The sequence below is a fragment of the Alteromonas sp. ABH4_456 genome, from assembly GCF_056160645.1.
In genome coordinates this window covers 1-16,839 of sequence record NZ_JBSWXO010000011.1, presented here as the reverse complement: position 1 = coordinate 16,839, position 16,839 = coordinate 1, and the positions used below count along the sequence as shown (strand labels likewise).

The 16,839-nt window shown below is 49.8% G+C and carries 10 protein-coding genes and 2 pseudogenes; 7 read left to right on the top strand and 5 right to left on the bottom strand.

The window, feature by feature from the left end; translation table 11 throughout:
• Positions 1-177: 177 nt before the first annotated feature.
• Both dnaK and grpE read right to left on the bottom strand, forming a co-directional pair.
• Positions 178-2,106 (bottom strand): molecular chaperone DnaK, encoded by a 1,929-nt coding sequence (dnaK, locus tag ACXAG2_RS16010; RefSeq protein ID WP_474868576.1) that lies wholly within the window; start codon positions 2,104-2,106, stop codon positions 178-180.
• Between the two features lie 110 nt (positions 2,107-2,216).
• A complete protein-coding gene (gene grpE, locus ACXAG2_RS16005; protein ID WP_119503362.1) occupies positions 2,217-2,831 on the bottom strand; it encodes a nucleotide exchange factor GrpE in 615 nt (204 codons plus the stop codon).
• A gap of 235 nt (positions 2,832-3,066) precedes the next feature.
• On the opposite strand from grpE, the gene ACXAG2_RS16000 reads away from it, so the two are divergent.
• On the top strand, positions 3,067-6,459 hold the full coding sequence (locus ACXAG2_RS16000; RefSeq protein WP_474868574.1) for a PAS domain-containing hybrid sensor histidine kinase/response regulator: 3,393 nt from the start codon (positions 3,067-3,069) through the stop codon (positions 6,457-6,459).
• 55 nt (positions 6,460-6,514) lie between these two features.
• Here ACXAG2_RS16000 and ACXAG2_RS15995 read toward each other — a convergent pair whose 3' ends face one another.
• Complete coding sequence (locus tag ACXAG2_RS15995) at positions 6,515-7,156, bottom strand: response regulator (RefSeq protein ID WP_303574662.1); 642 nt, start codon at positions 7,154-7,156, stop codon at positions 6,515-6,517.
• A 119-nt stretch (positions 7,157-7,275) separates the two neighbouring features.
• A pseudogene (locus ACXAG2_RS15990) lies at positions 7,276-9,597 on the bottom strand (TonB-dependent receptor).
• A 188-nt stretch (positions 9,598-9,785) separates the two neighbouring features.
• Here ACXAG2_RS15990 and ACXAG2_RS15985 point away from each other — a divergent pair.
• The 5 genes from ACXAG2_RS15985 (at position 9,786) to nadK (ending at position 15,100) form a co-directional block, all read left to right on the top strand.
• Positions 9,786-11,081: a GntP family permease gene (locus ACXAG2_RS15985; RefSeq protein ID WP_474845483.1), complete on the top strand. Its 1,296-nt coding sequence runs from the start codon at positions 9,786-9,788 to the stop codon at positions 11,079-11,081.
• 20 nt (positions 11,082-11,101) lie between these two features.
• Positions 11,102-12,328, top strand: a complete 1,227-nt coding sequence (locus tag ACXAG2_RS15980) for an E22 family MetX-like putative esterase (RefSeq protein WP_474868572.1) — start codon at positions 11,102-11,104, stop codon at positions 12,326-12,328.
• Positions 12,329-12,380: 52 nt separating this feature from the next.
• Complete coding sequence (locus tag ACXAG2_RS15975; protein WP_474868570.1) at positions 12,381-13,379, top strand: extracellular catalytic domain type 2 short-chain-length polyhydroxyalkanoate depolymerase; 999 nt, start codon at positions 12,381-12,383, stop codon at positions 13,377-13,379.
• Positions 13,380-13,388: 9 nt separating this feature from the next.
• The gene (locus ACXAG2_RS15970) at positions 13,389-14,153 is read left to right on the top strand and encodes a 3-hydroxybutyrate dehydrogenase (RefSeq protein ID WP_474868568.1); all 765 of its coding nucleotides are present in this window, start codon (positions 13,389-13,391) and stop codon (positions 14,151-14,153) included.
• A 71-nt stretch (positions 14,154-14,224) separates the two neighbouring features.
• A complete protein-coding gene (gene nadK, locus ACXAG2_RS15965) occupies positions 14,225-15,100 on the top strand; it encodes an NAD(+) kinase (RefSeq protein WP_119500923.1) in 876 nt (291 codons plus the stop codon).
• A gap of 22 nt (positions 15,101-15,122) precedes the next feature.
• On the opposite strand, the gene ACXAG2_RS15960 is transcribed toward nadK, so the two are convergent.
• Positions 15,123-15,428, bottom strand: coding sequence for a hypothetical protein (locus ACXAG2_RS15960; protein ID WP_474868566.1), 306 nt, complete (start codon positions 15,426-15,428; stop codon positions 15,123-15,125).
• A gap of 105 nt (positions 15,429-15,533) precedes the next feature.
• Between ACXAG2_RS15960 and ACXAG2_RS15955 the strand changes: the two are divergent.
• Positions 15,534-16,574 (top strand): annotated as a pseudogene (locus ACXAG2_RS15955) (IS481 family transposase).
• Positions 16,575-16,839 lie beyond the last annotated feature (265 nt).

Sequence of the window (16,839 nt, the reverse complement as noted above, 5' to 3'; positions counted from 1 at the left end):
CTTACTTTTCCTACTCGTTACATCAAGCACCCGGTTCAAGTTGTCTTAAACCACACACTTTTAAATCATCCGGCACTGAGCCGGTCTTTACACGACAAAGGCGCAACAAGAATTTCCTGCTGCGCCCGGCTTGTACAGCACTCCGACACAAAGTACCGGAGACACACTGACTACAGCTTATTTTTTGTCGTCTTTCACTTCTTCGAATTCAGCGTCAACAACGTCATCTTCCGCTTTCTTACCGGAAGCTTGCTGTTCAGCACCGGCATCTGCGCCGCCTGCTGCACCGGCTTGCGCCTGAGCTGCTTCCATCAGTTTAGAAGACGCCTGAATAAGCTCCTGCGTTTTCGCTTCGATTTCAGCTTTGTCTTCGCCTTTCGTGGCGGTTTCCAGCGCTGAAATAGCAGCTTCGATTGGTGCTTTATCGTCGGCACTTAATGCATCGCCAACTTCATCAAGCTGCTTACGGGTAGCGTGAATCATACCGTCAGCCTGGTTGCGGGCCTGGATCAGTTCTTCAAACTTCGCATCAGACTCTTTGTTTGCTTCTGCATCAGCAACCATTTTTTCGATTTCATCATCGCTCAGACCAGAAGATGCTTTGATGGTGATCTTCTGCTCTTTACCAGTATCTTTGTCTTTCGCAGACACATGCAGAATACCGTCAGCATCCAGGTCGAAAGTTACTTCGATTTGCGGTGTTCCGCGTGACGCAGGACGGATACCTTCAAGGTTGAACTGACCTAACGACTTGTTACCGGCAGCTTGCTTACGCTCACCTTGCAGTACGTGTACTGTTACCGCAGACTGGTTATCTTCCGCCGTTGAGAAGGTTTGCGATTTCTTAGTAGGAATCGTAGTGTTCTTCTCAATCAGTGACGTCATTACGCCACCCATAGTTTCAATACCCAGAGACAAAGGCGTTACGTCAAGCAGCAGTACGTCTTTCACGTCACCGGACAATACACCGCCCTGGATTGCCGCACCAACAGCAACTGCTTCGTCAGGGTTCACGTCTTTACGTGGCTCTTTACCGAAGAAATCAGTTACGTACTTCTGAACCAGAGGCATACGCGTCTGACCACCGACCAGAATGATATCGTGGATATCAGATACTGACAGGTCAGCATCAGCCAGCGCCTGCTTAACAGGATTCAGAGAATCTTTCACCATGTCTTCAACCAGAGATTCCAGTTTCGCACGGGTCAGTTTGATCGCTAAGTGCTTGGGACCTGTCGCATCAGCAGTGATGTACGGCAGGTTAACTTCTGTTTGCTGTGAAGAAGACAGTTCAATTTTCGCTTTTTCACCGGCTTCTTTCAGACGTTGCATGGCCAGCGGATCTTTACGCAGGTCAATGCCCTGATCTTTCTTGAATTCGTCTACCAGGTAAGTAATTACACGGTTATCGAAGTCTTCACCACCTAGGTGAGTATCACCGTTAGTTGCCAGAACTTCGAAGGTGTGCTCGCCGTCAACTTCATCGATTTCGATGATAGAGATATCGAACGTACCACCACCTAAGTCGTAAACCGCAACAACGTTATCGCCTTTCTTCTTGTCCATGCCGTAAGCAAGGGCAGCAGCAGTCGGCTCGTTGATAATACGTTTTACTTCCAGACCAGCGATACGGCCGGCGTCTTTAGTCGCCTGACGCTGAGAGTCGTTGAAGTATGCAGGTACAGTGATAACAGCACCAGTCACTTCTTCACCCAGGAAGTCTTCAGCAGTCTTCTTCATTTTCTTCAACACTTCAGCTGAAATCTGAGGAGGCGCCATTTTTTCGCCTTTGCTCTCAACCCATGCATCACCATTGTCAGCTTTAACAATTTTGTAAGGCATGATGTCGATATCGCGCTGTACTTCTTTATCTTCGAAGCGGCGACCGATCAGACGCTTAATAGCGAATAAAGTGTTAGTCGGGTTGGTTACTGCCTGACGCTTCGCAGACTGACCTACCAGCGTCTCACCATCGTTTGTGTAGGCGATGATTGAGGGGGTTGTGCGATCGCCTTCGGCGTTTTCAATTACGCGAGGTTTGTCGCCGTCTAGAACTGCGACACATGAATTCGTTGTACCTAAGTCGATACCAATGATTTTACCCATTACGTGTCTCCAAAATAAGAATCTTTAATTTCTGCATTATTAGTGGGGTTATTCCCGCACCATTTCAATAGTCGCCAGAAAAAATCTGTCGTTTTTGGCTTCCGCCCCGGTTAAGCCTGCGTATCAACGCCACCTTCAGGTGCACGGGACACCATCACCATGGCAGGACGAAGCAGGCGACCGTTAATTTGATACCCTTTCTGCATCACGGCCATTACGGTGTTCGGCGCATGATCTGCACTTTCCTGCATAGACATCGCCTGATGCAGTTCCGGGTTAAAACCTTCACCTTGTGGATCAATAGGTGTTAAACCGAATTTTTCAATTGTGCTGACGAAAGATTTCAGCGTCATATCCACGCCTTCAAGCAACGGCTTAACCGCATCGTTTTCACCGTCACCGGCCTGGATAGCACGTTCCAGATTATCGATTACCGGAAGCAGTTCACCGGCAAACCGCTCTAACGCAAATTTACGGGCTTTTTCCACTTCTGCTTCAGCACGACGGCGGGCATTTTCCATATCAGCACGGGCACGTAATACGCTGTCCTGTTGTTCTTTAATCTGCGCCTGAGCGTCAGATAAAGCTGTTTCCAGTTCGTAAACTTTTTGCTCGTGCTCAGAAACCGGTTGCGCCTCTGCAGCGTCTTCGTTAACTACTTCACCCTGAATCACTTCTGCGTCTTCAGGCTGTTTTTGATCCTGCACGTCGCGATCTTCGCTCATGCTATCCTCCCAACAATACTCATCTGCGGTGAATTTTTGCTTAGCGGCCTGCACAGGAAAGTCCGTGCCACAGGCTGCGTGAATGCGTTCAGTGGGGCTATTAATGGGGTTACTTACCCACCCTTCAAGGGTATCCATGAAAAATTTGTGGCTAAACCGCGATTTTTTTGTGATTTGCTTGCCAACAGGTTTGCTGTAGAGTTTGTTAACGAATTGTTTTCATCTCTTTCTGGTCATGTTTAGTATCTGGACTGTCGGCGTTATTACCGTGATTTATCTCACGTTTTTGTTTCTTGTTGCCTTCTGGGGAGACAAGCGTTTGCGCGACAATCAGCAGCATCCGGTGCTGTACAGTTTAGGGTTAGGCATTCACTGCACTTCATGGGCATTTTTCGGCACAACCACCCAGGCGTCACAATTTGGCTGGGCACTGGTACCGACGTATGCCGGGATCATTGCCGGTATGGCTTTTCTTTTCCCGGTACTGATAAAAATTTCCCGTTATTGCCAGAAAAATAACGTGACCTCACTGGCAGACTTCTTCGCCCTGCGCTTCAGGCATTCACATTTTCTGGCTGCCTCAGTCACCGTATTGTGTTTTACCGGCGTTATCCCGTACATTGCACTTCAACTTGATGCCATTTCGGCCAGCATCCGCCTGATTGCTTATGATGCGGAACAGGGAACCAACACGGTTGGCTTGTATGTCGCCGGACTCATGGCTCTGTTTGCCATTTTGTTCGGTACACGTACATTAAACCTTACCGATAAACATCCGGGGCTGGTGCTGACCATCGCCGTAGAATCGGTGGTGAAACTGGTGGGACTTTCCATCGTCGGTATTTTTGTCTGCTATGGCCTGTTCAGCGGGCCTTTTGACTTAATCGCTCAGGCCGCCAGTCACCCCGTTGCCAGAGAAGTGCTGTATGCAGACAGCGCACCGCTGGTGTATGCCAGCCACGTCCTGCTGGGTGTTTGCTCACTCTTTGTCTTACCCAGACAATTTCACATGAATTTTGTTGAGTGTAACGGTGAAGGAGAAATGCGCACCGCCCGCTGGCTGTTTCCTCTCTACCTGCTTGGCATGACGACATTTATTCTGCCGGTTGCACTGGCCGGACACGTGTTACTGGATACCTCAGTGGTAAAAACAGATGCCTATGTACTGGCATTGCCATTACAGGCCGGCAATGCCGGTGTGGCGCTGGCCGCGCTGATAGGTGGTCTGTCAGCCACCACCAGTATGATTATCGTGGCAACCCTTGCCCTTGGCATCATGATTTCTAACAACCTTATCACGCCTTTATGGCTGAAAATCCGCCTTAAAGACGATCCACATAACACCATGACGCCGTCGACTCTGCTGACAGTACGACGCTTAACCGTGCTGGTTGTGCTGTCAGTGGCGTACTGGTATCACGTGAACGTCAGTCAGTCTGCGCCACTGGTGAAAAGTGGTGTAATTGCTATCGCGTTACTCGGACAACTGCTGCCGGCAATGTTATTAAGTCTGTACTGGAAAAGGACTTCAAAGACGGCAGTCATCATTGCCATTTTCACCGGCTTTTGTTGCTGGTGCGCCTGGCTACTCTACCCTTCTATTCTGTCGAGCTATTACTTTGAAAGTCCGCCGACTGAACTGGAGCTGGGCCGGAGTTTTATCATCAGCCTGTTTATTAACCTGGTCACCCTGGCCGGATTGTCTCTGCTTTTTAATCAGGGCAGCGCCAGGTCTGTTCAGGCACCGGATACAGGCGATATCGTCAGCGACAGTCACCCTGATCTGGCAATCAGATTAAGAGATCTGTTCCTGCTCACCGGCCGGGTACTGGAGCCATCGGTGCACCGCACGCTTAAAAGTCAGTTGTCCCATTCTTCTGCATATGCAGAAGGGTTTGCCAGTGCTGGCCTGTTGTCACGGGTAGAAAAATTACTGGCTGCTCAGATGGGCACACCGGGTGCCCGTATTCTGCTTTCAGCCATTGCGCAAAAGCGCGGCGGCGAACTCAGTGACATCGTAGAATGGGTAGAAGAAGCTTCCCAGTCATTCCAGTTTAATCACGACATATTGCAGTCTTCGGTACAAAATATACAGCAAGGGATAAGCGTACTGGATCAGGATCTTTCCCTGCTGGCCTGGAACGACCGCTATACAGAGTTGTTTGGCTATCCACCGGGATTCCTGAAGGCCGGTATGCCGATCCAGTCCTTATTGCAGTACAACGCTGAGCGCGGCCTGCTGGGCAATCTTCCGGATGTCGAAACGGAAATAAGCAAACGTGTTACTTACATGGAAAACGGCAGCAGTTACCAGTATATCCGCAAGCAACCCGACGGTCGGGTAATAGAGCTTAACGGCAGCCCGTTGCCCCACGGTGGTTACGTGACTACCTACAGCGACATTACGGCCTATATACGCATTCAGGATGAACTGCGGGCAGCAAAAGAAGATCTTGAGGTTCGCGTAGCACAACGTACGGCTCAGCTTGAACAGGCGAAGCAGGAAGCCGACCGGGCGAGCGAAAGTAAAACCCGCTTTCTGGCTGCTGCAGGTCACGATCTGATGCAACCTTTCAACGCCGCTACCCTGTTTGCCGGCATGTTGTCGCAGAAAACCGAAGGCACCGGACTGGCAAGTCTGTCACAGGGACTGGTGACATCACTGAACAGTGCCGAATCATTGCTCTCTACTTTGCTGGATATGACCAAACTTGAGTCCGGAGTACTAGTCCCGCAAGTCACCGAATTTGCCCTCTACGACATGCTGTCACCGTTGGTGGATGAGTTTAAGGTTATTGCAGAACAAAAAGCGCTGTCACTCCGTTATATTCCCTCTGCGCTGGTTGTGCGTTCAGACAAAAAACTGCTCCGGCGTATTATCCAGAATCTGATTTCAAACGCGATCCGTTACACCCCGGAAGGCAAAGTGCTGATTGGCGTCCGGCGACGGTCAGACAACCGGATTCAAATCAGGGTGTACGACACCGGAACCGGGATCCCTGCGGGTCAGCAAAAAGCGATTTTTAATGAATTTCATCAACTGGAACATTTACCCGGTAATCAGGGGCTGGGCCTGGGGCTGACCATCGTTGAAAGGATCAGCCAGCTTCTCGGTCATCCTGTTGCGCTGGAATCGGAAATGGGTAAAGGAACGGTATTTACAGTGACATTGCCCCGTGGCGTAAGGGCACTGCAGAAAAGTAGTAATGTGCTTGCAGCAGATATCAATCCAAACATGACAAATACGGCAAACTGGCTGGCTGAAAAACACATTTTAGTGCTGGAAAACGATGATCAGATCATGACTGCGATGAAAACCTTGCTCACCGGTTGGGGCGCGACGGTCACCGGCAGTCAGTCATTGCACCAGGCCAGAGCCTTATGCCCTCAGGCGCCTGATGTGATGCTGGTTGATTTTCACCTGGATTACGGCGAAAAAGGCACAACATCGGCCGTTGCGTTAAAAGACTTCTGGCAAAAAAATGTACCCGGTATTCTCAATACAGCAAACCGGGAAGACGGAGTGAGAGACGAAGCGGCTGCAGCGGGTTTGCGCTATTTACCTAAGCCGGTAAAACCCGCTGCGTTAAAGCGCATGCTGAAGAAGCTTATCATCACAGACGGGTAAACCACAGTCAGCCTGACTGCGCGCTTTATAGTCACAATTACCTGATGTACTGACACTACTCCGCGCCGGTGAGTTGACGGAAAAGCACGCCGGCACGGGTACGGTTTATCACATTGAGTTTACGTAACACCGCCGAAGCATGTTGTTTCACTGTGGATTCGGAAATGGACAATTCCCAGGCAATCTGTTTGTTCAGCAAACCATCTGCCATCATTTTAAGCACAGTAAACTGATGCGGTGTGAGCTGAGCCAGCCGCTCTGCAAATTCTGCCTGAGCGGCGTCTTCATGAGAAGCTAATTCAGCCTCCAGCCCGTCCGGCAACCATTGACCACCATCCAGCACCTGACTGACGGCACCGGCAATCAACGGTAATGGCGTTGATTTGGGAATATAACCGCTGGCTCCCAGATCGATGGCTTTACGAATAAGATCCGGTTTGTCCTCCGCTGACACCATTACCACCAGCACATCAGGAAATGTGGTGCGAAGTTCACTCAACCCTGTGAGTCCGTCGTTGCCTGGCATGTGAATGTCCAGGAACACCAGTTCAATACTGTCATCCTGAATGAGGGCGTCTTTGGCTTCACTGAATGTTGAGGCCTCAACCACTGACTCACCGGTGATGCCGGCCAGCGCCTGACGCATGGCGGCACGGAATAACGGGTGATCATCAGCTATCAGTACATTGGCCTGCATGGGTAAATCCGTTTGAGTCATATTCATGAATTACTTTGACGAAGTCTGCCTCCGGGTTCAAGTCATCAAACACAAAAAGGCGGCCCTTGCCGCCTTTCAGAGTTTACACACAATCAGAGTCAGAACCGGTAGCCTACAGTAAGTTGTACTGTGCGCGGATCGCCATAATAGCCAATCAGCGTGGTGTCGTTACCCAGACCGGGACCGTAACTGCCATCCTCATTACGGGTGACAAAGTCATAACCGCCAACCAGGTATTCTTCGTCAGTCAGGTTTTTCACATGCAGACCACCGTACCAGTTGCCTTCCATGCTTTCCCAGCTTACGCCAAGGTTGACCATGCCGTACGCGTCCTGCTCAATAAGGTCGCTGGTCTCAAACAGCAGATAGTCGTCACGGTAGTAATAGTTTGCGTTGAAAATGAAATCACCCATGCTGGTTTGCAATAAATAGTTTGCTCCAAAATTCAGAGTGTTTTCCGGTGTGCTTGCCAGTCCGATTAGCGGCGGCGTAGCGTTATTTTCTTTAATTTCAAAATCGATAAAACCGTAGGCCAGATCAAACTTCAGTGCCTCATTCACCACGTAAGTCATCTCCAACTCAATACCCGAGGCGGCAGTTTCAGCGGCGTTTCTCAGACGCTGAAGCAATGCTGTGGGATCATCGGAGTTACCTTCAATACCAATATACTGACGATCTTTATGGTTGTAGCTGAACGCCGTGGCATTGACGCGGAACTGACTGGTTACATCACTTTTCACGCCCAGTTCAAACGAGTCCACTACTTCCGGTGATACACCGGGTTCATTGATTGTCGCGCGGGGGTTAAACGTACCGGACTTAAAGCCCTGAGAATAACTGGCGAAGAACATGGTGTCCCTGGTGTACTGATATTCTACCCCTACCCGCGGCGTAAAACGTGACCAGCTTTCTGTTGCCGGCGCATCAAGCACGCCGTCGCCGTCGGAATCGCTGCCCAGCACCTGCGGCATAGTCAGACCGTCAGGACGGACATAACCGTCAATCCAGCCGGATTCAGGATACAGATTAAACAATACCGTGCCGTTATTTACCGTTGCCTGTTTTTCTTCGTCGGTATAACGGGCCCCCAGAGACAGAGAGAGTTTATCGGTAATATCGTAATTTAACTGGGTATACGCCGCCCAGCTTTCACTGTTGTTACAACCGGACACTTCACGGGTGAAACCCGGCGTACCTTCAGGGAAGATGCCAAGCGCCGCGTAGTCCCGCCCCAGCACACCAAGTACCGCATCAAATACGCCGCAGGATTCACCGTCATAATAATACAGGCCGCTTACAAGGCTGAACGCACTGCCGGTATAGTTCGCCTGAATTTCGTGAGTATCGTTAGAGTCATCGTAAATGGCCGGTACGTCAAAAATATCCAGCTGAGTATTATCAAAATCGATATTGGTATCAGAAAAACTTTCGCGGTGGGAGCCGATATATTTCAGCTCCAGATTTTCATTCACATTGTATCTGGCGAGCCAGCTGAAGCCTTCCAGTTCAACATAGTTGTCTGTAGGCATGCTGGTGTAAGAGTCGAAAACAGAATCCGGTTGCGGTGCGTCGGTACGTAAGCTTGGCAGTAACCGGTAACCCCCTTTAGCATTTGAATCATCTTCGGTTTTATCCCAGCCGAACCGTAGGAACAGGTTATCAGACGGATGAATTTCCAGGGTCAGTCTGGCAGCTCACAGATCTTTGTTGTAGTTTTCTGTATCCTGACCATCCAGTGCAGAGATCAGGAACTCACCGTAACCATCGCGGTTCAGGTTTGCATAACCCACACCCAGGTAAACTTTGTCTTCAATCAGCGGCATCTGACCGGTTAATTTCATGTCACGGCGGCTGTAATTGCCCAGTGTCACCTCAGCGTTAAACTGAGGTTCACCGGTCATTTCTTTCGTAACATATTTCACCGCACCACCAATGGTGTTCTTACCGTACAATGTGCCCTGCGGCCCCCGCAGCACTTCAATTCGCTGTACATCAAGTAAATCCAGCACCGCGCCCTGTGGCCGTGCCATATACACATCATCAATGTAAATCCCAACACCGGGCTCATAACCCCAAAGCGGATCCTGCTGACCCAGCCCGCGGATAAATGCTGTTAAGGTAGAGTTGGTACCGCGGCTGGTTTGCATGGTGGTATTCGGTGAGAACTGCTGAATTTCCGTCAGCACGCTGATGCCCTTTTCCGTTAATTCAGTTGCACCGATTGAAGTGATAGCAACAGGCGTTTCCTGTAATGACTCTACCGTTTTACGGGCCGTCACCTCAATGCGCTCTAATTTGCCTCTGCTTTCATCGTTGTTTTGCTGCGCAAAAGCAGTCTGACTGCTTAAGCATGCGGCAGTGACCGCCACTGCACTTAGCGTGCGGGTAAAGCGGTTAACGGGTTTCTGTGCGTTTATCATGATGTGTCCCTTTTGTTATCTGTTTCAACTATTCGGCACTGAAGCTGCGGTCTGAGGTAAACTCTATGTTAATTTTTTGTAGCAGTAAGTAGTACCATCGTACTATGGGCATCTTACTGATTTAACGACACAATCTTTTTCAGTTCCTGAAGCGTCTGCGGTCACAGATTGTTATTAAGGAACCCGATATGATCAGTATGATTGGCCTTACAGGCGGGCTTGCCCTCCTTATTGTGCTTACCATCCGCGGCATGAATTTATTTATTGCTGCTCCGCTTTGCGCCGTTATTGTTGCGCTTACCAGCGGTATTCCTCTTTTTCAGGGCGAAGAGAATTTTGTCACCTTGTACATGGGTGGCTTTTCCGGCTTCATTGCGGCCTGGTTTTTTATGTTTTTGCTGGGGGCTATTTTCGGTAAATTTATGGAAGATACCGGTGCGGCAGACTCCGTGGCCCGCTGGATAGTCGATAAGCTGGGTTTTAAACACGCCGTGCTGGCTGTGGTGCTTGCCTGCGCCATTTTAACCTACGGTGGTGTAAGTCTGTTTGTCGTGGCATTCTCGGTTTACCCCATGGCGCTCAGCCTGTTTAAAGACGCCAATCTGCCCCGCCGTTTTATCCCAGCTACACTGGCGTTCGGCTCTGTCACCTTCACCATGACATCAGCAGGCTCACCTGAAATCCAGAACTGGATCCCGATAAAATATCTGGGAACATCTCCCTTTGCAGCATGGGAAGTCAGCTTGCTGGTTGCTGTTTTTATGGCCACATTCGGTTACTGGTGGCTGAAGCGCATGATTAGCCGCGCCATCGCTAACGGCGAAAAGTTTGAAAGCCGCACCGGCGATCCTGAAATTGAAGCCAGAGATTACCCCAGTCCGCTGACCGGCATACTGCCCCTGTTTGTCGTACTGGCATTATCCTTTTTACTCCATGACAGCATGGCGCAACTGGCATTAATCGTTGCACTGGCAGGCGGCGTACTGACGCTGATGATCATCAATTTCCGCTACTTTCATAATTTATCCGCCGCCATTAACGATGGCACAACCGGTGCTCTGGTCGCCATTGGCAACACCGCCGCCGTGGTGGGTTTCGGTGCCATCGCCAAACACACAGAGGCTTTTCAGCAAACCGTTGAAATTATGACGCATATTCCCGGCAATGAACTGATTGGCGCAGCGATTGCGGTCAGTGTCATCGCCGGACTCACCGGCTCAGCGTCCGGCGGCCAGGCCATTGTTTTACCGCTGGTTGCACCGCATTATATTGACCAGGGCGTGCAGCCCGAACAATTGCATCGCATCGTGTCTATTTCATCCGGCGCGCTGGATTCATTGCCGCATAATGGTTACGTTGTTACCACCATCCGTGCTATTTGTCGCGAAACCCACAAAGCCGCATACGGTGCCATGGCCGCACTGACAGTGGTAGTGCCGGTTATTGGCTTAGCTATTGCCATTACGCTGTTCAGTCTGTTTTAAGGAAAATGATGACTACATTTATGACTAATTTTCGTAGCATACTGGTAAGGTTAATTGTCTTATGCGCGGTAGCCGTCCAACCGGCCTGTGCCGCCACACCGCCCAACCAGTCAGGTACAGCCATGTTGATGACAGAAAAGCAGGTTTTCACCACTACTCAGTTTGAAACTTACGGCGGAGAAATTATTCCTGAAGTGAAAGTTGGCTGGGAAAGTTACGGCAAACTCAACGACGCCAAAGATAACGTCATACTTATCACGCATTATTTTTCGGGAAACTCACACGCCGCCGGCCGGTATCACGGAGATGATGCGGAACCCGGATACTGGGATGCCATTATCGGCCCCGGCAAGGCCATAGACACCAATAAGTTCTTTGTGATCAGTGTGGATTCTCTGGTAAACCTGTCCGCTTACGACCCGAATGTGGTAACCACAGGCCCGGCCACCATCAATCCCCAAACCGGTAAGCCTTATGGTTTGTCGTTTCCGGTGGTGACCATCCGCGACTTTGTGAACGTACAAAAACTCGTACTGGAAAGCCTTGGCATTTCATCGCTGCATGCCGTTGCCGGTCCCTCTATGGGCTCCATGCAGGCACAGGAATGGGCCGCGACTTATCCGGACTGGGTGCCCCGAATGATTGCCGTGATCCCTGCGGCTCAGGCTGACGCCTGGACCACCGCCGCGCTGGAACAGTGGGCCACGCCAATCCGGCTGGATAAACACTGGAATAACGGTGATTATACCCGTGATAATCCGCCAAAAGACGGTCTGGTCGCAGCACTCATGAGCATTACTCTGCAGGCGCTGCATCCGGATTTTTTCAATCAGCAAGGCAAAGCGCTGGGCTATACACCACAGGAAAAAGGCCCGCTTGAGGATATTCATGCCACCCATTCAATCATTAACTGGCTCAGAAGCAGGGCAGAAGACCGTGCTGATTTAATGGATGCCAACCACCTGCTTTACCTGGTACGCGCAAATCAATTGTTCGTTGCCGGCCACCGGGGCTCCTTGCAAGAGGGGCTGAAGAACGTTAAGGCGAAAACGCTTTATTTGCCCGCTGAAACCGATCTTCTGCTGATGCCATACATGGCGGAAGCACCCCATGGTATTTTGAAATCACAAGGCAAGAATACGCAACTCAGTTACCTGAAAGGCGCACTGGGGCATCTTGAAGGAGTGGCTGACATCAAACAAAAAGCACAACTGCTGCGCCGGTTTTTAAACGACGAAACTGAATGATGCACCCGGTTCCTCATTCAAACATTCACGATTCATAACGGAAACACGATTTATGCACGGATTGAAAAACAACGCCACCGCCGCCCTGCTCTCAGCATTATTTAGCGCCGGCGCAATGGCACAGGTGCCGGCGCTTAACCTCGATACTGCTCACATCACAGTGTCAGGCTTGTCTTCCGGCGGTTACATGGCCAATCAGTTTCATCTGGCTTACAGCGACTGGATTGACGGAGCGGGCATTCTGGCGGCAGGCCCTTATTACTGCGCAAAAGGTGATATCAGCACAGCGCTGAGTCAGTGTGTTGATAAAACTGAACCAGCCATTGATGTGAATGCACTCACCGGAAAAGTAAAAACGCTGGCGCAGGAAGGAAAACTGGCGCCACTGTCAGCACTGCAAAACGATAAGGTCTGGTTATTTCACGGCACCCGCGACGTGCGGGTGAACAGCGCCGTCAGTGACGCACTGAACGCCCAGTATGCGGCTTTGATGCCGGCTGAACAAATTACTTACGTTAACAATAAACCGGTTGCCCATTTATTCCCTACAAAGAACAACGGCGGACGGTGCATGTCGTCTGACTCACCCTATATCGGCCGCTGTGACTATGATGCTGCAGGAGAAATGCTCAACTTTCTGCTGGACGGTTTACAACCCGCCAGCGACAAGCTGAGTGGTGAGGTAGTGAGTTTCAGTCAGCAGACACTCGCTGGCGATAATGCGTCTACCATGGCAGAAACAGGCTATGCTTATATTCCTGCCAGTTGCCGTGAAGGTGAACAATGCCGGGTGCATGTCAGTTTTCATGGTTGTAATCAGTACGCAGAAGCAGTGGGCAAAGCTTACGTAGAGCAAACCGGCTTGAATAACTGGGCCGACAGTAACAATATGGTGGTGGTGTACCCGCAAACCCGCAAATCGCTTTTCATGCCTCTAAATCCTCAGGGCTGCTGGGACTGGTGGGGTTACACCGGAGAAGATTACGCCACACGCAGCGGAGAGCAGATTAATGCCGTCCGCGATATCGTTCTTGGATTATCATCAAATTAAGGTTTTATCATGGCTTTGAATATTTTTATCACTGGCGGTGCCAGTGGCATCGGGTATGGCATTGCTGAATCACTGGCAAATGACGGGCATCATTTAATCATTGCAGATATTAATCTTGATGCCGCTGAGTCTGCTGCTCAGCAATTAAAGGACGCCGGCTTCAGCGCGCAGGCCGTTGAAGTTAACGTATGCGATGCTGAGCAGGTCGCAGCACTTCCCGGTAAACTGGGAGACGCGAAGGTAGATGTGCTTATCAACAACGCCGGCATCCAGCATGTGTCTAAAATCGAGGATTTTCCGGCCGAAAAATGGCAACAGCTTATCAATATTATGCTGGTTGGCCCTGCCCTGCTTACCCAGACATTTTTACCCGGTATGCGTGCTGATGATTTTGGCCGCATTATTAATGTGGGCTCAATACACTCGCTGGTTGCCTCTCCTTTTAAATCGGCTTATGTCTCAGCAAAGCACGGTTTACTTGGCTTCGCGAAAACTATTGCGCTTGAAACCGGCGACTGCAATGTCACCATTAATACCATTTGCCCTTCTTATGTAAAAACCCCGCTGGTAGACAAGCAAATTGCTGCCCAGGCTAAGGAAAACGGGATCAGCGAAGAAGAAGTGGTAAATGAAATTATGCTCAAGCCCATGCCTAAGAAAGCATTTATTTCCATGGACGAACTTGGCGCAACGGCGAAATTTCTCATCAGCGACGGCGCCCGCAATATCACCGGTCAGACCATGGTACTTGATGGCGGCTGGGTGGCGCGCTAACCCTTTCTTTTTTATCAAACTCTGTGCTAATGTCCGAAAAAATGTAGCAGCATGCGGGCATTAGCCAGATTATGACTTATCAAACCGTTGGCCTGATTGGTAAACCTGACCATACCGGCACTCAGGACAGTCTCAAACAAATAGCGACCTGGCTCGATAAACGTGGTTGCCGCGTACTCATCGAAGAATCCATCATTGATGAGATGGATAATGACAAATACCCTGCCGCTAATTTAGTCACCATCGGAAAAGAAGCCGATCTTGCCGTGGTTATAGGTGGCGACGGCAGTATGCTGGGCGCAGCACGGGTACTCTCCCGTTTTGATATTCATGTTGTCGGCGTAAACCGTGGAAACCTGGGTTTTTTAACCGATATCCACCCGGACCAGATTGAAGAGCAACTGGATATTATTTTTTCCGGTGAAACCGTGGTTGAAGAGCGCTTCCTGCTGGAAGTGTGTGTGTATCGCCACGAAAAACTGAAGAGCAATAATGCCGCGATGAACGAAGTAGTATTGCACCACGGTAAAGTGGCTCACATGATGGAGTTTGAGATTTATATCGACGGCCAGTTTGTGTTCAGTCAGCGCTCAGACGGGTTAATTGTTGCCACACCTACCGGCTCTACGGCTTATTCTTTATCCGCCGGCGGCCCTATCATTGTACCCCACCTGGATGCATTAACCCTGGTGCCCATGTTCCCCCACACCCTCAGCAGCCGTCCGATCGTGGTGGACTCAAAAAGCACAATTTCAATGCGGGTGTCAAAAGTAAACAGCGACAGCCTGCAGGTGAGCTGCGACAGTCATATTGTATTGCCAGTTCTGCCCGGGGATGAGATCCGCGTGCATAAAAGCCAGGATACCCTGCGCCTTGTGCACCCTAAAGGCTACAGCTATTTCAATGTTCTGCGGAATAAACTGAGCTGGGGCAGCAAGCTTTACTGATCCTCCCGGGCGTTTTGCCCGGTTAAAACTCATACCCCAGCATCTGAATATCCCGGGCGAAATGGTTAGCCACCTTTTCCGCCAGGTCATCGTCGTAATAAGCGCGGTAGCGTTTTCTGTCATCCGCTTTACGCTTATGGGGCAGCGTGATTTTTTTCAGGCCAATATGCTCACAGATGTTATCGAAATCCCCTTGCAGGTTTTCGTACTTGCCGACTTTATTCACCAGCACATTGCCGTGCAAATCCACCAGATAGTCAGACTGTAATTGCAGCGAAGTATCTATGTGATACTGATAAGGCCGCGCCGGATCAAACTTGAAACGCATGAAATCTTTAAAGTTGTCATGTCCTTCCAGGACCTGAGGGCGTGAGAGTTACCCAGTTTGATAAAGGTGTCGAATCTTTATTAAACAAACCAAAAGGTAACTCTCATGTTGCATACTAGCAATCCAATCATTAAACACAAAGCAGGATTACTCAATCTGGCCGAAGAACTCGGCAACGTCTCTAAGGCCTGCAAAGTGATGGGCGTATCCCGAGACACGTTTTATCGCTACCAGGAGTTAGTTGAAGATGGCGGTGTTGATTCGCTCATCAGCAAATCCAGAAGAACACCTAACTTAAAGAATCGCGTTGATGAGCAGACCGAGCAAGCTGTACTCGTTCACGCAGTCGATTTTCCCGCACACGGCCAAGCCAGAACCAGTAATGAACTTCGCAAGCAAGGCGTATTCGTGTCCGGCAGTGGCGTGCGTTCTATCTGGCTTCGTCATAACCTTGAGAACTTTAAAAGCGTCTGGCTGCGCTTGAACAGAAGGTCGAGAAGGAAGGAATTATACTAACCGATGAGCAAGTTGCAGCACTGGAAAAGAAGAAGCAGGATGATGAAGCCTGCGGTGAAATTGAAACACATCATCCAGGCTATCTTGGCTCTCAGGACACGTTTGATGTTGGGAATTTGAAAGGTGTTGGTCGGATTTACCAGCAGACGTTTGTTGATACCTACAGCAAAATTGCGTTTGCCAAGCTCTACACAACGAAAACGCCTATCACATCAGCAGATGTATTGAATGATCGCGTATTGCCGTTCTTCGGGGCACAGGAGCTGCCGATGCTAAGAATTCTTACCGACAGAGGCACGGAATATTGTGGGAAGGTCGAACAGCATGATTACCAGCTTTATCTCGCGATAAATGATATCGACCACACCAAGACAAAAGCCCGTCATCCACAGACGAACGGTATCTGTGAACGCTTCCACAAAACCATTCTCAACGAGTTTTATCAGGTTACGTTCCGCAAGAAACTCTATGATTCACTGGAGATGTTGCAGAAAGATCTGGACGAGTGGCTGGATTATTACAACAATGAACGACCCCATCAGGGCAAAATGTGCTGCGGCAGAACGCCAATGGAAACATTAATTGATGGGGAAACAGATTTGGGCTGAGAAGAATTTAGCTCAAATCTAATCTGACGCTGGCACCAGAAAAACTGGGTAACTGTCAGATCAGGTCTGAGCTAGTACATGTAAAGGAGGCATACCCCAATTTCTTCGCAGACTCTTCAAGATGCGTATTCCGTTTTACTTGAACAGCCATTCCGGTTTTATTTGAACACCTCAGATCAACGCATCGTTGGCTAGTTGATTTTTACCTTAAGTGTTCAAGTGGCGTCAACGGTCGCCAGTGTTTTTCTCATTGACTCTCCTTTCAGTTTTATCCGGTGAGCGTTGTG